We start from the raw sequence: 20,011 nt of genomic DNA, 5'->3' as shown, positions 1-20,011 counted from the left end.
GGTTGCTAAACCGTGTTGAGATTTAAACGGAAAAATTTTTTTAAAACGATTAATTTTAAAATCGCGCTAGTCTTTGCCTTACTATTACTAATTACGTTGGAAATCGTTGGGGCGATTTTTGTGAAACAGCTGGAATCGCGGAACATTCAAGATTTCAAACAGTCTGTTCAAATTCCAACTTATATTGACAACTCGCTAGCGGAACAATTGACCGTTAATAATACGAGTAAAGCCAATGGTCAGATTAAGACGATTCTTTCCAACTATAATAATACGAATGTTGACGAGATTCGGGTCGTTGACAGCAAGGGGACGATTCGCGGGACCAGTGACGTTAATGATCAATCGATCGTCGGTCAAAAAACAACGGACCGGAACGTGAAGAACGCGATTTACAACAATCGAACTTACACCAAGAGTACCTATGATACGCAGAATAATGGTCGTTACTATATTTCAATCGTGCCACTGTATAGCTCCAACTCGACTGGGAACAGTAGCCAGTTAGTCGGGGTCTTGTATGTCCGTGCGAATATGAAGTCGGTCTATAGTACGATCAACAATATCATGGGGATCTTTGTGATTGCCTCGTTAGTCGCGATGCTGTTAGGACTAGGGATTGCCATCATTATTGCCCGGGCAATAACGCGACCGATTGAAGAAATGAAGCAACAAACACAGCGAATCGCGCGTGGCGACTATGCGGGCCAAGTGCGTGTCTATAGTGATGACGAACTGGGCCAATTGGCGAAAGCCATCAATAACTTATCGATTCGAGTCGAGGAATCGCAAGAATCGACTGAAGCGGAACGGCGGCGTTTGGACAGTGTGCTCTCCCACATGAGTGATGGCGTTATTGCGACTGACCGCCGCGGTAACATTACGATCATTAATGAAACGGCCTCGGACTTTATGGACGTGACCGCTGAGAAGGCGATTGGGAGTTCGATTTTAGACGTCCTCAAGATTCGTGACGACTATTCGTTACGTGACTTGATTGAGAATCAGGACGAATTAATGTTAGACCTCTCTTCTAATGAGCGTGATTTGATTCTGAATGCTTACTTCTCACTGATTCAGCGGGAATCTGGCTTCATTAGTGGCTTGGTCTGCGTGCTCCACGACGTCACGGAACAACAGAAGATCGATAATGACCGCAAACAGTTCGTTTCCAACGTCTCACATGAATTGCGGACGCCGCTGACGAGTTTGCGGAGTTATATTGAAGCATTGAGTGACGGGGCATGGAAGGATCCAGAAGTCGCCCCGGGCTTTTTGAAGGTGACACAAGAAGAGACGGACCGGATGATTCGCATGATCAATGAACTCCTGAGCCTGTCACGGATGGACTCCGGAACGACCCGTGTTGACATGGAGCTGGTTAATATCAACGAGATGTTCAACTATGTTCTGGACCGATTCGACATGATTTTGAAGAAGGATGACAATCCGGCAAAGTATTACACGATCAAACGAGAATTTACCAAACGAGACTTGTGGGTCGAAATCGATACTGATAAGTTCACCCAAGTCCTCGACAACATTATGAACAATGCCATCAAGTATTCACCAGATGGTGGCGTCGTCACTTGCCGCTTGTTGGAGACGCATAACCAGGTCATCATCAGTATTTCTGACCAAGGCCTGGGGATTCCACGAGCAGACCTCAACCACGTCTTTGACCGTTTCTTCCGCGTGGATAAAGCGCGGTCGCGTGCGCAAGGTGGGACTGGGCTTGGTTTGGCGATTTCGAAGGAAGTTGTCCAGATGCTAGGCGGTCGCATTTGGGTCGATAGTGTTGAAGGTAAGGGGTCGACGTTCTACATTTCCTTGCCGTACGAACCTTATGAGGAGGAGGACCTTTGGGATGACGACTCACAAGATTAGACGCTTTATCTTACCCGTACTATTGACGCTTTTGATTCTATTAAGCGTGGTCTTATCCATGTACATCTGGCTAAATCCCTCGCGTTATGAACACGAAAGCAAGGTCAGTACGGCTTCATCGAACTCCTCGTTAACCACCCGGACGATCGATGATATTTATTTACCGACCCAGTTGATTTACACGAATAGTCAGGGCAAGCAGTCCCTGTTGATCAATAAAAATGTTAGTTTAGTGAGCCAGTTTAGTGAGCAGTTGCGGAAGTGGGATGCGCGGAGTATCTCCAAAGTGCGCATCTCGTCAGCCAAGAGCTATCAAGCGCTGCTGAATGGCGAAGATTCATACGTGTTGAACTTCCCGGATAGCATCACGGTCAGCCTGTTTAATACGGTTTTTAAGCAAAATTTGAATAGTTTTCGGTCTTCAGAATTCAGTCGGATCGTGATTCCGGTCAATGATACCAATCACATCTACTTTCTGAATGATGACCATCACGAAATCTACAGCGTACGTTTGAAGCATAAGTCGCTGAAGTCTTTAAAACGGGTCTTGTCGACGGATAAGGTCAAGCAGATCGCGGTCAAGATGTCTTACGGCAATGGCGAAGCGCATATCGACTATCCGAAGCAAGTGACGATGCAACACTATAGCTACTTGATGAGTAAGGCGGCGGCTAGTGAAATCGCCAACCGGTTGTTAGATGCGGATGGGAACTCGACCGTTTCGGTGCATAATCGCAATGGCAAGCAAGAGTACACCACCGGTAGTTACAAGCGGATGACGGTCGATTCCAAGCTCGGCACGGTTTACTTTGAGGACTATAGTGATTCGGGCACGACCCGGAACTTATCGCTGACGAGTCAGCTAAAGAAGAGTTTTAATTTGTTGGCTAGTCTCGGCGTGGCGATGGATAATATCCGCTATTATGGCTTCGACGCCACGAGTAATAGCGTCATCTATCGAAGTTACGTTGAAGGGTTCCCAATCTTTAATCAGACTGAGAATGGTGACGTGCGGATTCAGCTGACGTCTAACGGTTTGGACCGTTACTACTTCTCCTTGTACAGCTTACAAGTGCCAGTTCCAACGACGGGCAAGAAGCAGGCGGTGACCTTACCAAGTTCGACGAGCGTCTTGAAACAGTTGAAGGCCGCGGGCTACAAAGATAGTAAAATCGGTAGCATCGAATTGGGGTATGAATGGACGCAAAACAAGTCATCCAAACTCGTGATTGATTTGACGCCGACGTATTATGTCTACTATAACGGCAGTTGGCGGACTTATACGTCGATGTTGAGTGGATCTTAGGAGGTGGCCGCATGAATTTTCGGAGAATTGAGTGGATCTTCTTACTCGCATTCGTCGTCCTCGATATCTTTCTAGGTTACATGTTCGTTCAGACGAGTTCCAAGTCAACGAAAACGACCGGTGATACCGCGACCACGGTGATTCGTGAGATGCGCTCTGATAATATTAGTTTCAAAGATCCAGACACGCACGAAGGGACCGGCTACTACATTGCGGGCAGTAATGAGAGTGGCCTCAAACAATCGTTGAGTCAGTTAACTGAACAGTCTGCGCGGGTTCAAAGTAGTGGCAAACTAACCAGCACGCTGCGGGCAACGACCACCATCGATACGAGTAAACCCAAATCAGATTTGACGACTTTCATGAAGCAACGTACCAACGTGATTCATGGGTCGGAATACGTGTATGATGCAGACTTATCGTCCAATGGTGACTATGTGTTTGTTCAAAAGGTCGCGGATGGTGAGATCTTAACGGCTGCCGGGCAAGTGCACCTGTTTGTCAACAAAGAAAAACAGCTGACCGGCTATACGCAGACCTATGTGGCAAATGTCAAAACGTTGCGTGAAAAAGCGGTCACCATTAGTGAGAAAAAGGCGCTGGTGGCGCTGTATCAGTATAACCAAGTCTCAAGTAGTTCACGGATCGTGTGGGCCAAGCTCGGGTATTCGCGCCTGCTGAAGCTAAAAGACAGCAGTGTCTACGTGCCGACGTGGATTTTCGCCGTTCGTAGTAAGAACAGCTCCAATGTGAGCTTGCACCGCATCAATGCCTTTACAGGTTCGTCGATGAAAAACAGTAATTCCGCCACGACCAGCAGTCTGGATACGACCGCTGGGATGGTCTGGAATATCGTAGAATAAACGCGCAATTAAGCATAGAGCATGATTGTGTCATAAAGAAGGGGTCCCGCAAGCGATGGGATTCGTTGCGCCGGACAAACGGTGATCAGATATAGCTGGTTACTGAGGTGTTGCGGCTGGTGGCGAATCTCAGGTTGGCGGGGCTTTTTTGTTTAGAAGCGGCTAGCTGTTCGTTTTGAGCAGACCGCGACTATTCGGAGACGGGCGTTTTAACGCAATCAGCGGGCCAGCCGATCCAATGCTAGTCCGGAGCCTTGACGCGCGTTTGACCCAGTAGCCAGCGTCGCAACAGGTCGTTCACTTTTCAAGCCTGCTAAAAGCGTGTATCATGTAAAGATAGTAATGGATTTCAGAGATAGGAAGAGCCTAAATAATGGTATTAAAATTAGCAACGGATGATATGAAAGTAAGTATTCTGGCGTCGGGTAGTACCGGCAATGTGACTTACATTGAAACGCCAGAACATAAAGTGTTGGTTGATGCGGGGCTAAGCGGCAAAAAAATCGCGAATTTGATGGCGTCGATTGGCCGCGATATTAATGAAGTCGATAGTCTCTTCATTAGTCATGAGCATACCGACCACTGTCACTCAGCGGGAATCCTCGCCCGGAAGTACGGGTTAGATATTTATGCCAACCAGGGGACGTGGGATGCCATGGCTCACAAAATTGGCAAGGTCCCCGCTGAGCTATGCCACGTTTTTGATCCCGATACGACTTTGGACCTCGGGGACCTCGACGTGGAATCCTTTAGTGTCTCGCATGATGCGGCCGAACCACAGTTTTATGAACTGCACCATGCTGGGAAGTCGTTTGTCATTATTACCGATACCGGCTACGTTTCAGAGCATGTCGAAGGGGTTATTCGTGACGCGGACGGCTACTTATTCGAATGCAACCATGACTTGGAGATGTTGCGGATGGGCCGCTACCCATGGCCGCTGAAGCAGCGAATCATCGGTGATGAGGGCCATTTGTCCAATGAAGATGGCGCTAACGCTTTGATGGATGTGATCGGTCATCGGACCAAACGAATTTACTTAGGACATCGGAGTCAGGATAACAACCTGAAATCATTGGCTCATTTGACAGTGGCTTCAATGATGACTGAGCATGATTTTGGCGTGGAACATGATTTTCAGTTATACGATACCGACCCAGAAAAAGCGACGAAGTTAATCACGCTATAGGCTAGCTTTAATGTTTCGCAACGCTTCGATCATAAAAAAATCACACTTTTTCGCTAAAATAGACTTAAAATCAGCATTAGTAGGGAGGGATCGCGTTTCGACGCGCAATTATGGCTAACAAATCATTAATTAAAGTCGCAGTAACGGCACTAGTTGCTGGGCTCATCGGTGGTGGTGTTGCATATGGGGGTATCACTTATTTCCAAAACAACAATATTGCGACCTCATCAACTAGCGTACCAACTGGCTCGAACAAATCAGGGTCAACTTCAACCACGAACGTGAAGGTCAACGTCAGCTCACAGGCAACCAAGGTGTTCCAGAACAACAAGGCAGCCGTGGTCTCAGTGATCAACTTGCAAAAGCAAAGTTCAACGAGTGGCTGGAGCGGCATTCTTGGTGGCGATGATTCATCAGGCAGCGACAGTTCTTCGAGTTCAGATTCGAGTTCTAGCAAACTGGAAGAATACAGTGAAGGCTCTGGTCTGATTTACAAGAAGAGCGGTAGCGCAGCCTACATCGTCACGAATAACCACGTTGTTAGCGGCTCAAACGCGATTCGGGTTATTTTGAGTAACGGAACCAAGCTGACGGCTAAAATCGTCGGAACCGACTCTGTAACCGACTTAGCGGTGCTGAAGATTAATTCTTCAAAGGTCACGAAGACGGCTAGCTTCGGTAATTCCGACAATATCAAGGTTGGTGAAACGGCCTTGGCAATCGGGTCACCGATGGGGTCTAATTACGCCACGACCTTGACGGAAGGGATTATTTCCGCGAAGAAACGGACCGTGGCGACGACGAACACGTCTGGACAGACGACTGGTTACGCAACGGTTATTCAAACGGATGCTGCCATCAACTCTGGGAACTCAGGTGGGCCGCTGTTCAACATTGCGGGCCAAGTCATCGGAATCAACTCGATGAAGCTGGCTTCGGATAATTCCGGCACGAGCGTTGAAGGGATGGGCTTTGCTATTCCAAGTAACGAAGTCGTTAAAATCATCAACGAGTTAGTGAAGAATGGTGAAGTTGTTCGGCCAGCCTTAGGGGTTGCGACCTACAATGTGGCTAATATCTCCGCTAGTGACCGCTCATCCGTCCTGAAGTTGCCATCAAGCGTGAAGAAGGGTGTCGTTATCATGAAGACCTACTCAGGCTCACCGGCTAAGACGGCTGGTTTGACCAAGTACGACGTGATTACGGAACTCGGTGGTAAGAAGGTCACGAACCTGGCCACATTACGGAGTGCGTTATACGCACATTCCGTCAACGATACGGTAACGGTCAAGTATTATCATGACGGTAAGCTGAAGACGACGTCGATGAAGCTAACAGAAACTACCAAAACGTTAAATAAACAAAGTAACTAGTAAATGAGATTTTCATAAACGTCCTTGATTGTGAGTTGCAATTGAGGGCGTTTTTTTGCGCTTTTGGCGGATAATGCTGAAAAAGAGAAGGTTCGTTTTTCAAAAGTCAGGAAAATTTGTGAATGGCGGCCCCAGTTACGTAAAAAGCCGAACAAACTGGCCGAAAGCCGTCAAAGCATTTATCGGGAAAACGGCGGGTGTGCAAAACTGTGGACAACTTTGGTGATAATTTGAGCCGTCAAAAATTGAAATTTATTAACAGGCGCAACGACGGGATTGAGCCTTGTTTAAAAGTTATCCACAAGCACCGACTTACCCTGTGGATTGAATTTAAAAAAGTTATTTTAATGACGGGGGATTCTTGATATAATGGGATTTGTAACCGGAATCCACGAACAGATGTTGCTGTGCAAAACTGTGGATAAGTCGGAAGGGTCTTGACAAAAGCGGACTAAATAAATATTGTGGCGAACTAGCGTTCACCACAATATGTTGATTATTGAGTTATGCACCTGTGGATAACTATGTTAATAACTTGTGTAAAGGCGGTCAATTATGAACATCAAAATTATCTGTGTTGGTAAATTAAAGGAGAAATACTTCAAACAGGGAATTGCGGAATATGCGAAAAGAATGAGTAAATTTGCAAAATTCCAGATCGTTGAGGTTCCCGATGAAAAGGCACCAGAATCATTAAGTAACGCAGAGATGGAAAATGTGAAGCAAAAAGAAGGTCAGCGCATCCTGGAAAAAATCAAGGATCGCGATTACGTCTACGCACTGGCAATTTTAGGCAAGGAACGTTCCAGCGAAGAATTCGCGGCCGAAATCGACAAACTGACGACTTATGGTCACAGCGATATCGATTTCGTGATTGGCGGCTCGCTGGGCTTGTCGCCAGAAGTTTTGAAGCGCGCTGATACCCAGATCTCGTTTGGACGTTTTACGTTACCTCACCAGCTAATGCGATTGGTGTTGTCGGAGCAGGTTTATCGAGCGTTTATGATTAATGCGGGGTCGCCGTATCATAAGTGAGATGGCTTTTTCAGGTAGAACCCCATGATTAAAGAGAGCGCATAAGCAATTTGGCTTTAGGGGATTAATTACATGAAGACAGGTAGTATAATTCTTAAACTGGTAGATACGAGATATTTAAATGATTTTATAAAATATGGTGAGCTTCATTTTGGTTCCACTCAAACATATCGGGATATTGAGAACTTAGGCGGAAATGTTGGTATTGGTGATAAAGATGAAGGCGTTTTTCGACCAAGATTCGAGTATTCGAGATATTTTTCTAATGAAAGTTCAAAAGGGCTACCTAAAGAAATGGCATTTAGATTTCCAGCTAATATTTTTTGTGTTACACAGCTTCGACCAGGAATAGAGACCGCTAATATTATTAGGTATGACGTTATAAGAAATCTATACGATTCTCTAATGAGTGATACAAATTACCCTAGGACGATTGTTGCATTTCAGGATTTTAATATTGTGAGTAGTAGGATAAAGAAAGAGTTGGGTACGTTTAGTGGATTAGGGCCTTTTAAGCATTTAGAATCACCGGTTCATTACGTAGATACGAGAAAGATGGCAGAGAAGGCACAAAATATCGCTAAAAAGGAATCTGTCTACGAAGGTGTGCCGATTGGATTAGGTTCCATATTGGCTGCTAATTTTGTCAAAAACAAGAAATTTTCAGGCGAATATGAATATAGATTCGCGTTATTTCCCAATGCAGGAGATTCTAGACGTTTGCGTAGGCATCATGACAATATACGAATTGGTAATTTAGAAAGTCAGGCAATCATTATTGGATCGTTAAATGATCTGATGAAAGAGGTTAAAGTTGTTTTCGACGTAAAATAAATAGGAATTTCAAATATTGGAAACGTTCGGTGCGAATGGTAAGGTAAGAAAGAACATGACGTATGTCGCTATTCAAGAATTCCTCAGTGTTGAAAAGAAGACGATTGAGTAGATAGTGTGTACTGTGAGTGATTTATATTTGGCGAAAGGTGGTGATTTTCATGGCAGTATTACGGATTCCTGTAAACCCTGAAATTATTGATTGGGCCATCAGTAATGGTGAAAAGAATGAATCAGAATTATTAAAGAAGTATGCACTTTCCAACTGGAAAAACCCGCAGACTGACCATGATTATCCCACATTTAAGCAAATTCAGAACTTTAGTCGTGATACGCGAATTCCGTTTAATTACTTTTTTAAAACCGAGTTACCAAGAGAAAAAAATGAATTTGTGAAGTTTAGGACGGTTAATAATCAGGGTGTTCAGCCAAGTAGGCGTCTAATTGATACGATATATGATATGGAAATGCGACAGGCGTGGATGAAAGACTATCTACTTGATCAAAATGAAAGTACGAATTTTCAATTTGAGCACGTATTTAACGATAAGATGGATCCGGCCGCTGTATCTAGGGATGTTATAAGAATTCTAGACTTGTCCGACACACTTGGAATAGCTATGTCAGATGATGATTTCTTTAATATTCTCAGAACAAAAATTAGCGCTCTAGGTATTTTAGTCATGCAGAATGGTGTTGTTGGAACAAATACGCAACGGCCGCTTGATGTTGATGAATTCCGGGCGTTAGTATTAATGGATCCTGTGGTTCCGTTAATATTTATTAACAGCCGTGATAGCAAAAAGGCGAAGATTTTTTCACTCATTCATGAACTGATGCATGCTTTTTTGGGAAATAATGAAGTGTTGAATGTTTCACCGGATCTAGATCTGGTAAATGAGCGTTGGATTAATCAAGTTACGATTAATGTGCTGATGCCTGCTGATAAGGTCAAGGAATTGCAATCTGATAAATATTCGCCTGAAGACAACTTAACCCATTTATCCAAAAAGTTCCATACGAGTTTAGTTGCGGCGGCCATTCGTACTCAGAGTTTGCGACTGTTTGGAAATAAGTTGGTTGATTGGGCGAAGCGGCGGCAAGCAGAAGAACTACGCTTGAAGTCGGAGCAAAAGGCCCCTGGTGGTGATTTTTATAATACCGCAATATCAAGAATAGACCGGTATTATGCGAATGCGGTTATTAATGCCGAATCTAGTGGTGATATGGCGATTGCAAAAGCGGCCTCGATGCTGGGCGTGACTTTGAAAACGTATCATAAAACGGTCGATAAAATTTTGGAAATGGCGTGATATTATGAAAAAACAGGGCGAGCGTGTCTTAGATATAGCTATATTTCGAGAATAAATCATTTTGGATAAATTTTTTCATGTAAGTGTCTGATAAAACAGAACCAATAAAGCCAGCATCACGACAAAATCCACCTGGATTCCGCCGTGATGCTGGTTTTATGTCTAGTTATTGAGATTTCAGTAGCTCACAACCTGTGTCGTTTCATTAAGTAGATGGCCTAAGTAATCCGCCAAGTGCTCGTGGGCAAAGATGTGAGCGCTAGTTTCGGCTTGCTCATTATAGTTGGTATTCGTGTTGACGTCATACACAAACTTTTGGTGATTTTGATCTTCCACCCATTCAACGGCAGCGATGTCTAGGCCGTTAGCGTGTAAAAAGCGCTCATAATCAGCCTGTTGTTGGCTACTTAACGGGTCAATGATTTTAAACTTAGATTCAGCTGTATTTGGCAGTTGGCATTCATCTGCTGGACAAAGTTCGAATCCCTGGCTGGAATCAATTGAGACGGTGTAAAGAAACTTTTGACCAATAAATTCTGATCGGCGGATCCGACCATCGATGGGGCGAATATATTCTTGGAGTAGTGTAATGCCATCTACTGGTTCCTCAAAATCAGCGCTAGCGACGTACTCCTCGAGCTCTTGATCGTTATTGAATAGATGAACACCAGCGCCTTTACCAGCACGATTATGCTTAGTAATTAACGGATAAACGTTGAACTCCTGAGCCGCTTGCACTAAATTATCTTTACCCAGAACGGCGACTGTTCGGGGTGTTTTTATGCCAGCCTTGTTAAGTGCTAAGTATTGTTTAACTTTGCTAATTTCCAAATCAATTGCGCGAGAACCGTTTAAAACGACGCGCTGATTGTTCTCTAGCCATTGAATCACTTGTTGTGCAAATTCGGGTGCAAAACGGTGTCCACGGGTATGAGCAGAGGCGGACATCCGGTTGTAAAAGATGCCTTCAGGAGGGACGGACTGCAGATCAATGTGACCACTTGATAGGTCCCAAAGTTCATAGGGAATCTGTTTTTGTTGCAACCATGTCACAAGGTGGCGGGTCCAGTCGAGGTTTTCGTGTAAAATATAAACTTTTGGTTGTGATTCTGACATATGATTAGCTCCAATCTTTATTCGTTGGCGAGTTTTGATGAAATTGGTTTCGTCGCAGTGGCTTGTAATTGTCCTTCGATGGCTTTAGCCGCAATTGCGTTACCTAAAACATTGAGTGCAGTTCGGCCGGCGTTGGCAAAGAAATCAACGGCGAAGATTAATGCGACCCCTTCTTTGGGCAATCCAAGTTGAGTCGCCGTGGCGAGTAGGACGACAATGGCACCAGAAGGGACGGTCGCAATGGTTTTACTAATAAATGTTAGTAGTAAGACAATCGTAGCGAGTGTTGCTAACGATAGAGACAAGTTATAGCTGTTAGCCACAAAAGCGACGGCCAACGAAAGATAGACAGTTGCACCTTCCAAGTTAAAGGTATAGCCTAGCGGAATCACAAAATCAGTGACTGTTTGAGAAGCACCATTTGATTTTAGTCGTTCTAGTAATTTAGGGAGTACAACGCTAGAACTACCAGTGAAAAAGGCGAGGGTGAACAAATCGCGTATCTCGCGTAAAGTGGCAAGGTAAGGAACCCGGTAGATGCTTGCAATGATTGGGAAAATAATCAAAAGTAGTGCTGCATAGCCGACATATAGGCCTACGATGAAAGTGACTAAGGAAACTAACTCGCTGGTACCAACACTGCTGACATCGTGGGCAATGATGCCGAAAATCCCAATCGGTGACAGCTTGATAATGAAATCAGTGATTTTATACAGCGCTGCAATCCAGATATCGAATAAATTAAGTAGTGGCTTGGCTTTTGCTGGTCCATAGGCACCTAGACCAAGTCCAAGCACAATCGCAAAGAAAATGACAGAGAGCAAATTGTTGTCTGAGAAGGCCTTGATGATATTAGCAGGAACGATTGAGGCTAAAAATGTCCATAGATTGATACTGGTTCCAATTCCTTTCAGAGAACTGACGTTAGCGCTGGCATGTGTCCCAGTACCAAATCCAAAATAGTAAGCTGCTAATAAGAATAGTGCGATAATAATTGTGGTAATCACAAAGAAATAAACAAAGGTTTTGAGAAGAATATGACCAAAAGATTTCTGGTTAAAAATCTTAACGACAGCCGTGATGACTACCGGGAAAATCAACGGTAAGATGATCATCGTAATTGCATTAATGAAAACTGTGCCTAATAAATTGTAAAAAGAATCTGCGATCGGTAAAAAATTGCCGAAAATAACTGCTAATACTAAAGCAATCAGCAGTTGGTATGGAAATCCAATCCGTTTGATCGTTGCCATGTATAAAACCTCGCTTTTATATGTTTTCGAGCTTCAGTTGCTAGTGAAAACATCGTGTACATGGCAGTTTCACCCAAGGCACAGCCGCGCCAAAGGGTCAACCAACTATTGACCTTGTGAATTCTAAGACGACTCATGGCACGACCTCCTTTGGGTGATAATTAGCAGTTTATAACGCTGACAAGTCAAAACTTTCTTCTGGCTGGAATTGATTGTCAACGATTATTGATGGCAGATTAGTAATTCTAGCGCTAGCGACTTCGCTTGTGGTGAGCTTGCTAGCTGATGCGTTCGCTTGGGTCAGTCCATAGGTTTGTGCTAGATAAGGGCCAACCTGCGCTGGAGATAATTGATTCAACTTTGCTTGGTCCGTGAAAATATTATGGATCAGGTCGCGGGCCTGTTGAGGTTGATGATAATCAATATACTGATCAGCAATACCGCCATTTCTAAGGTCATCAACGGGCTTATCCCACAGTTTGATATGCAACTGGATATTGCCATTAGCAACCTTGCCAAAGAGTAGCGGTTCATTCTTAAGATACCAGGCCCGGCTATCAGGACAGCCGAGATTGATAATAAGTGTGACATCGTGTGTTGCGTGTGCCGAACCGTAATTAAGTGTGTTCAATTCTTGAAACTTCCAGATATATTGCGTCATTGTTCTAAACACCTTTCGTTATAATTAAAAAATCCGTCCCTGCAATTGCTTGCAGGGACGGATTAGACCGTGGTACCACCCAGATTTACAGTCATCATTGACTGCCTCAAAGCACACAACTATGTGCCGGGTGATTAACGCACCCACGCGTAATAGCAGCTTGCACTACCATTAAGACTCAGGACTCATCTTCCGATTGACTTTCAAGCCAGCCTTTCACTAACACTGGTCGCTTTACATATACTCATCAACCGTACTCTTTCCATCAATGTCGTGTAAAATTGTTATGGTTAAGATACAGCGTCGTGTATGACTTGTCAAGTGAGAGATTCGAATGGTATTAACATGTACTGTATTCACTAACCCATTTTTGGAAACATCGTTTAAACGGTCTATTAGGGTTTTATGCAACCAAAAAACCCACTTCAACATGAAATGGGTTTCGCGTCATTCAAATCCTTAGCCCTGAGCTGCCGCGTGCTTTAAGCGGAAAGTTCCGATAAGCCCGATAAGTGATAAAATCACAACGGCTAGGAAAGCTAAGCGATAGCCGAATAATGAGCTGGTAACAACTGAGGTGCTGTGGGAAAGTTGCATCCCAATCGTTGAAATCGAAATTAATAGTGCGGTCCCGATTGAGGCACCCACCTGACGTGCCATGGTATTGACACCATTACCGTGTGCAACGAGTTTTGGTGAAAGAGAATTGATACCGGCAGTTGCTAGTTGCATCACAACTAATGAAATCCCGGCCATCCAGACAGCGTAGAGAATCGTTACGGTAATGAGTGACCAAGATGGATCCATTAAAACAAATGGAATTGTTGCAAGTGTAAAGACGGTAAAGCCAAAGATAGACATTTTTTCAATCCCTGAGCGGTCGAAAATCGTTCCGGCAATCGGGTTAACGATGGCCATCATCAATGCCCCAGGAATCATGACTAATCCGGCTGATAATGCCGAAATTTTGAAGACTGATTGTAGGTACAGCGGTACAAGTAGCTGCATTCCTAAGAGTGCCATGTTGCTTAAGCTACTGAGGACGGTCGTGAGTGTGAACATGTGTGACTTGAAGACGTGTAAGTCAAGCATGGGTTCCTCAGATGAAAGCTGACGACGAACAAACAGTGTAATTCCAATGATTCCAATGATGAAGGTGACGATAATCACAGGCCAATTGCCTTCACTAATCGTTGCTAGGGCGTACAGTAGCGCACCAAATCCAATGCTGGACTCGATAATGGAGACAATATCGATTTTAGGATTAGTTAAGTTAATTAACTTGTGCATCCCGAACATTGTCAGGAGAATAACGGCCAGTGAGATTGGAATCATGATACCGAATAGGTCACGCCAACTAAAGCTATCAACGATCCAACCGGATAATGTCGGTCCTAAAGCTGGTGCGAGGGCGATAACGATTCCAGTTAAGCCCATAGCCATCCCACGTTTCTCAGTTGGGAAAATCATAACCATAATATTTTGCATAAATGGCATAATGATTCCGACACTCAACGCCTGAATGAGACGTCCAGTTAGGAGTAACGCGAAATTAGGTGCCAGGTAAGAAATAACAGAACCGACTAAGAAAATCGTTAGTGCGGTCAGATACAGATGTTTAGAGTTAAATCGGTAGAGTAATAGCGCTGAAACTGGCACCATGATCCCGATGACCAATAGGTAACCAGTTGATAACCATTGAACGGTTGCAGTGGTCACATTCAGGCTACGAGCAATAGCCGGTAGCCCATTATTCAGCAAGGTTTCGGTTAAAACCGTCATAAATCCACCAATTAAAACCGATAAAATTAATAGGACGCGATTATATTTTTTCCCGGTAACGTCGTAGCCGGTTGTGATATCTTTTTGTTCGTTCAATTGCGCTAGACTCCTTTCAATTAAAACTTAGTCGCAGCTTGTTTGGCTTCTTCAACAGCTTCATTGACGATTGTTTGAGCTTGGTCTGGGAAGTGATCCATGCCCTCAACACTGATCTTTTCAGTCGTACTTGCGCCCAAATAGTTCATCATCATTTGAATGTATTGTGTACCGAAGTCCTTACCATCATATTTGCCCCCAGCGGCTTGAATGTGTAAGATGTGCTTGCCTGGGGCCAATGGACTGGCCGTACCATCTGGATTGTACTTGAAGGTCTTACCAGCAGCGTTAATGGAATCAATCCAAGATTTTAATTTCGTTGGAATAGACATATTCCATAATGGATTGGCAATGATCACTTTGTCAGCATCGATAAATTCCTGAACAGAAGTGTTAAATGTATTGATTTTTTCACGTTGGCTAGGCGTTAGTGATTCAAACTGTTTGCCAGCGCGCAAATCATTCCAAGCGCCCATCATTTCGGCGTCAATTTCTGGAAAGTTCATCTGATATAAATCTTTGACCGTGACGTTATCGGTTGGATGAGTGTCGTGGTAACTGCTGAGAAAAGCATCTAAGACTTTTAGGGCCCGTGAGAAGTTACTGTTTAATGGATGTGCTTTGATTACTAGTACGTTGGTCATAATTATCGATCTCCTTAAAATTTTTATTTATGTTGCCGACCACGTATAAAAACATAACACCTTTTAATGTGGTTGGCAACATTTAACTTTCTTTTTTTTGAATTTTCGTGTAAATTTATGAGTGGAAGGACGAGCTGACTTGCCGGTAATGTGCGAATTGGTGGGGATATGAGGTCCGGACAAAAAAACATTGGAGGCTTGATTATGAGTAATCAAGATTTAGATTTTCCGCTTGGAACATCTATTATTAATTTAGTTGTTAGTCATCGGTTGTTGACGGCGAAAAAAATCCGTCAATTAGGATTGTATCCAGGCCAAGATATGGTATTGATTGAATTATTGCGGAAGGACCATCGCTCACAAAACGAGTTGGTTCAAGCGTTAACGGTCGATCATTCAACCATCGCTAAGTCTGCCAATCGATTACAAAAAGCCGGTATTGTTAGTTTTGAAAAATCTACCGCTGACAAGCGTGTGACAATTATCAGCCTTACCGATAAAGGCCGCGAGCTAGCGACCAAGGCAGCCGCGATTTGGCGTGACGTCGAACAAACCGCTTTTGAGGATTTATCGGAGGAAGATGTTCGTTTTTTTATCGATTATGCCAGAAAAATTACCACTACGTTTAACCAAAAAGCGTCAAAAGATAATTAGACCGTGTCAGTTGTCTCATAATTAAGTCTTTGATGATTAAAGTTAAGCAACCAAAATTCAAAAGCGTTGGCGCTTGACAATTATGTTGCCAGCCACTAATATTGATTAGGAAATGAACCAGGTGCGACTCAAACGTGCGGTTTAATTTTCATGAAATGGTGTTGGTAATAAGCATAGCGTATTAAGTAGGCTATATATGTTGCCAACCACTTATGCAACGAATAATAACATTAACCGAGTTAACCGGGCTAAATTCAACGAGTGGCTCTGTGGTCGATTCGCAGTTAATCATCAAATTATCTGAGAGGTGGACAATGAAAAAATTACTGGGACGATTGAATAAGAAAGAATGGGGATTAATTGGGCTCAGCGCACTTTTGATTATCATTCAGGTTGGGTTAGAACTACAGATTCCTTCTTATATGACGCAAATTACGACGGCGCTTGAAATGAAAGGCACCAGCACTAGTGACGTACTGAAGCCTGGTGGATTGATGCTCATGTTGTCGATTCTCAGCATGTTGACGTCAATTGCTGTTGGTTTTATTGCGGCGAAGGTTGCAGCCGGATTTGCAGCACGCTTGCGGGCTAGTGTCTTTGGTCAAGTTATGGATTACTCAAATGCTGATATTAAACAATTCTCAGTTCCTAGTCTGTTAACTCGGTCAACCAATGACATTACGCAGATTCAACAATTTGTCGCAATGGGGATGCAAGTGATTATTAAAGCACCGATTACGGCAATTTGGGCGATTTCCAAGATTGCTAATAAAGGTTGGCAATGGACAACGGCTACAGGAGTTGCGGTGCTGGTCCTAGTGGCGATGCTGACCGTCATTTTGACCTTAGTACAGCCACGCTTCAAAATTGTGCAAGGTCTGACTGATCGCTTGAACGCAGTCATCCGCGAGAATTTGAATGGGATTCGGGTAGTCCACGCTTATAACGCAGAAGATTATCAAAATAATAAGTTTCAAACAGCTAACGATAATTTAACGAAGACTAACTTGTTTGCGAACCGGGTCTTGGCACTGATGAATCCGGGAATGTCACTAATTTCAAATGGTTTGACGTTGGCCGTGTACGCAATTGGTGCAGTGTTGATTCAGTCGGCGGTCATGAGCAGTAAATTATCGTTATTCTCAAATATGATCGTCTTTTCATCATATGCAATGCAAGTCATCATGGGATTCCTGTTACTTTCGATTATTTTTGTGATTTTACCACGAGTCACGGTTTCGATTAGCCGAATTAATGAAGTTTTGGACGTTGCACCATCGATTCATTATCCATCGGAGTCGGTAACGCCAGTGACTAGTCAAGCGGTGATTGAATTTCGCGATGTCAGTTTCCGATTTGCAGCCACTGAGGCGAATGTCATCAATCATCTTAGCTTTACCGTGCAGCCAGGGCAAACGTTAGCGATTATTGGCTCAACGGGTAGTGGTAAGACGACGGTCTTGGACTTACTAGCACGTCGGTACGATGTTACTGAAGGTGAAATTCTAGTTGACGGTGTCAATGTTAAAGCTTATCCGGAAGCAGAACTCAATCGCAAAATCGGCTATGTGCCACAAAAAGCGGTCCTATTCTCCGGAACGATTCGCTCAAATATTGATTTTGGACAGACTGACGAGCATGCGGCAGCATTGACAGATGATGAAATCAATGAAGCGTTAGCAATTGCACAAGCCAGTGATTTTGTTGATGAGAGTACTGATGGTTTGGATACACCGGTTGCACAACATGGTGATAACTTCTCTGGTGGTCAAAAGCAGCGGCTTGCAATCGCACGGGCAGTTGCGAGAAAGTCGGCCATTCTGATGTTCGACGATTCGTTTTCTGCACTGGATTATGCAACTGACCAAAAATTGCGACACGCCTTACGTGAAAAGGCTAGTGGAACGACAAAAGTGATTGTGGCCCAACGCATTAGCACAATCATGGATGCAGATCAGATTATCGTGCTTGATGAAGGGAACGTTGCCGGAATTGGGACGCATCAATCGCTATTAGCAGACAACCAAGTTTATCAAGAAATTGCATACTCACAACTGTCAAAGGAGGAATTAGCGTAATGGACAAACCAAAAACAGGGATTCTTGCTGGAATTCGTAAATATGGAAAAAACTATTTATACGCGATGATTGTCGCAGCGCTAATGGCAGTTGTCGGTAATATTGCGACGTTGTTAGGGCCAAATCAGCTCAGTCGAATCACCAATCTGATTTCAAAGGGCTTACGAGGCAGTATCGACCTACAAGCGATTGGTCAAATTGTGCTTGTCCTAGCGATTATCTATGCCGTTGGGGCCATCATGTCATATGGTCAAGGTTATATCATGGCAACGGTCTCGCAAGCATTCACGCGGGATCTGCGGAACAATGTCTCTCACAAAATCAACCGATTACCATTGACTTACTTTGATGAACACGATGAAGGGGACACTTTATCGCGAGTCACGAACGATTTGGACACTTTTGGACAGTCGCTGAATCAAAGTTTGGGAACGTTGATTTCATCGGTTGTTTTAATCGTCGGGTCGATTATCATGATGACCTATACTAACTGGATCCTCAGTTTAACGGCAGTTGTTTCCGCTGTGCTAGGGATGACCATCACGGTCTTGTTATTACGAAAGTCGCAGGGTTACTTCACGAGCCAACAACAGCAGTTAGCGGAAGTATCCGGGTATGTTGAAGAAATCTATTCCGGACATGAGGTCGTTAAGTTATATAACGATACTGATAACGCGGTCAAAACTTTTACATCATTGAATACGAAACTTTACAATTCCGTTTGGAAGTCACAATTTCTATCAGGTATTATGCAGCCATTAATGACTTTTATTGGGAATTTCGGTTACGTCGCCGTGAGTGTTGTTGGTGCGTTACTAGTGCTTAACGGCACGGCTAGCATTGGCGTCATCGTTGCTTTCATGGTCTTTGTCAGAATCTTTACTCAGCCGCTATCACAGATTACGCAGGCTTTCTCTAGCTTGCAATCTGCTCAGGCTGCCTTCAGACGAGTTCTTGATTTCCTTGACGAAGACGAAGCAAGTACAGATGAACAAGGTGTAGCGACGATTGAACGAGCAAGTGGCAAAATCGATTTTGATCACGTTAATTTTGAATACGAGCCCGGAGAACCAATTATTAAAGATTTCTCAGCACATGTAAAACCAGGGCAAAAGGTAGCCATTGTTGGTCCGACGGGCGCTGGTAAAACGACTTTGATTAGTCTGTTGATGAAATTTTATCAGTATCAAGGTGGAACGATTAAGCTGGATGATCAAGATATTGCTAACTTGTCAGCAGCGGACGTTCGGTCACAATTTGATATGGTGCTGCAAGATGCTTGGCTATTTGAAGACACCGTTATGGCTAATTTGAAGTATAATCAGCCGGATATTCCAGATGAGACGGTCTATAAAGCGACCGAGGTCGTTGGCTTAGATCACTTCATCAAGACGCTACCGGATGGTTATGATACCGTCTTAGATGATTCAGTCAGTCTATCCGTTGGGCAAAAGCAATTAATGACGATTGCGCGTGCTTTGGTTCGCAATAAGCCGATGCTGATTTTGGATGAAGCCACAAGTTCGGTCGATACTAGAACGGAAGAACAACTGCAAAAAGCCATGGATGTGTTGACTAAGGGTCGGACTTCATTAGTTATTGCTCACCGGTTATCGACGATCAAAAATGCGGACAATATTTTAGTACTAAATTACGGTGAAGTCATCGAGTCCGGGACGCATGATGAATTGATTGCAGCGGATGGGTTCTATGCTAACTTGTATAACAGTCAATTTGAATCGTTGACGGCCTAGCGACGACGTGTATTCAATGTAATTAAGCGGGATTTATGATGACTCAGGAGAAGTTATTCGTCGTAACTTTTGAATCTCGACAAAGGTGGTCATGATGAGTAGGTGTATCAGTCTGCTTGACCACGATTCAATATAATGACAGTAATGAACGATTAAAACGAACTATGGAGTTG

Annotated in this window: 16 protein-coding genes; 11 read left to right on the top strand and 5 right to left on the bottom strand. The window is 43.8% G+C overall.

The window, feature by feature from the left end:
* The first annotated feature begins 12 nt into the window (after positions 1–12).
* From walK to MZO40_RS02215, 8 genes are all read left to right on the top strand, one after another.
* Positions 13–1,887, top strand: a complete 1,875-nt coding sequence (gene walK / locus MZO40_RS02250) for a cell wall metabolism sensor histidine kinase WalK (protein WP_050338045.1) — start codon at positions 13–15, stop codon at positions 1,885–1,887.
* Positions 1,868–3,193, top strand: coding sequence for a YycH family regulatory protein (locus MZO40_RS02245; RefSeq protein ID WP_050338044.1), 1,326 nt, complete (start codon positions 1,868–1,870; stop codon positions 3,191–3,193). The genes walK and MZO40_RS02245 overlap by 20 nt, the downstream gene beginning before the upstream one ends.
* A gap of 11 nt (positions 3,194–3,204) precedes the next feature.
* Positions 3,205–4,056 (top strand): two-component system regulatory protein YycI, encoded by an 852-nt coding sequence (locus tag MZO40_RS02240; RefSeq protein WP_050338043.1) that lies wholly within the window; start codon positions 3,205–3,207, stop codon positions 4,054–4,056.
* Between the two features lie 373 nt (positions 4,057–4,429).
* The gene (locus MZO40_RS02235) at positions 4,430–5,245 is read left to right on the top strand and encodes an MBL fold metallo-hydrolase (RefSeq protein ID WP_003637298.1); all 816 of its coding nucleotides are present in this window, start codon (positions 4,430–4,432) and stop codon (positions 5,243–5,245) included.
* Positions 5,246–5,355: 110 nt separating this feature from the next.
* Positions 5,356–6,618, top strand: a complete 1,263-nt coding sequence (locus MZO40_RS02230) for a S1C family serine protease (RefSeq protein WP_050338042.1) — start codon at positions 5,356–5,358, stop codon at positions 6,616–6,618.
* A 555-nt stretch (positions 6,619–7,173) separates the two neighbouring features.
* The gene (rlmH, locus tag MZO40_RS02225) at positions 7,174–7,653 is read left to right on the top strand and encodes a 23S rRNA (pseudouridine(1915)-N(3))-methyltransferase RlmH (protein ID WP_003637300.1); all 480 of its coding nucleotides are present in this window, start codon (positions 7,174–7,176) and stop codon (positions 7,651–7,653) included.
* 72 nt (positions 7,654–7,725) lie between these two features.
* Positions 7,726–8,487, top strand: coding sequence for a hypothetical protein (locus MZO40_RS02220; RefSeq protein ID WP_105960912.1), 762 nt, complete (start codon positions 7,726–7,728; stop codon positions 8,485–8,487).
* A 161-nt stretch (positions 8,488–8,648) separates the two neighbouring features.
* Complete coding sequence (locus MZO40_RS02215) at positions 8,649–9,800, top strand: ImmA/IrrE family metallo-endopeptidase (protein ID WP_105960913.1); 1,152 nt, start codon at positions 8,649–8,651, stop codon at positions 9,798–9,800.
* 177 nt (positions 9,801–9,977) lie between these two features.
* Here MZO40_RS02215 and MZO40_RS02210 read toward each other — a convergent pair whose 3' ends face one another.
* From MZO40_RS02210 to MZO40_RS02190, 5 genes are all read right to left on the bottom strand, one after another.
* The gene (locus MZO40_RS02210) at positions 9,978–10,916 is read right to left on the bottom strand and encodes a RimK family alpha-L-glutamate ligase (RefSeq protein ID WP_216681077.1); all 939 of its coding nucleotides are present in this window, start codon (positions 10,914–10,916) and stop codon (positions 9,978–9,980) included.
* A gap of 17 nt (positions 10,917–10,933) precedes the next feature.
* The gene (locus MZO40_RS02205; RefSeq protein WP_105960915.1) at positions 10,934–12,169 is read right to left on the bottom strand and encodes a dicarboxylate/amino acid:cation symporter; all 1,236 of its coding nucleotides are present in this window, start codon (positions 12,167–12,169) and stop codon (positions 10,934–10,936) included.
* A gap of 169 nt (positions 12,170–12,338) precedes the next feature.
* A complete protein-coding gene (locus tag MZO40_RS02200; protein ID WP_105960916.1) occupies positions 12,339–12,830 on the bottom strand; it encodes a thioredoxin domain-containing protein in 492 nt (163 codons plus the stop codon).
* A 459-nt stretch (positions 12,831–13,289) separates the two neighbouring features.
* Positions 13,290–14,708 carry an MDR family MFS transporter gene (locus MZO40_RS02195; protein ID WP_228733535.1) on the bottom strand — a complete coding sequence of 473 codons (1,419 nt, stop codon included), beginning with the start codon at positions 14,706–14,708 and terminating at the stop codon, positions 13,290–13,292.
* Positions 14,709–14,728: 20 nt separating this feature from the next.
* The gene (locus MZO40_RS02190) at positions 14,729–15,352 is read right to left on the bottom strand and encodes an FMN-dependent NADH-azoreductase (RefSeq protein WP_252133071.1); all 624 of its coding nucleotides are present in this window, start codon (positions 15,350–15,352) and stop codon (positions 14,729–14,731) included.
* Between the two features lie 204 nt (positions 15,353–15,556).
* On the opposite strand from MZO40_RS02190, the gene MZO40_RS02185 reads away from it, so the two are divergent.
* The 3 genes from MZO40_RS02185 (at position 15,557) to MZO40_RS02175 (ending at position 19,838) form a co-directional block, all read left to right on the top strand.
* Positions 15,557–16,006: a MarR family winged helix-turn-helix transcriptional regulator gene (locus MZO40_RS02185; RefSeq protein WP_105960919.1), complete on the top strand. Its 450-nt coding sequence runs from the start codon at positions 15,557–15,559 to the stop codon at positions 16,004–16,006.
* A gap of 314 nt (positions 16,007–16,320) precedes the next feature.
* Positions 16,321–18,084, top strand: coding sequence for an ABC transporter ATP-binding protein (locus MZO40_RS02180; protein WP_105960920.1), 1,764 nt, complete (start codon positions 16,321–16,323; stop codon positions 18,082–18,084).
* Positions 18,084–19,838 (top strand): ABC transporter ATP-binding protein, encoded by a 1,755-nt coding sequence (locus MZO40_RS02175; protein ID WP_105960921.1) that lies wholly within the window; start codon positions 18,084–18,086, stop codon positions 19,836–19,838. The genes MZO40_RS02180 and MZO40_RS02175 overlap by 1 nt, the downstream gene beginning before the upstream one ends.
* The last annotated feature ends 173 nt before the right edge of the window (positions 19,839–20,011 follow it).

The organism is Lactiplantibacillus sp. B652 (assembly GCF_023806745.1).
Lineage (GTDB): Bacteria > Bacillota > Bacilli > Lactobacillales > Lactobacillaceae > Lactiplantibacillus > Lactiplantibacillus pentosus.
This window is presented reverse-complemented; position numbering and strand designations above follow the sequence as displayed.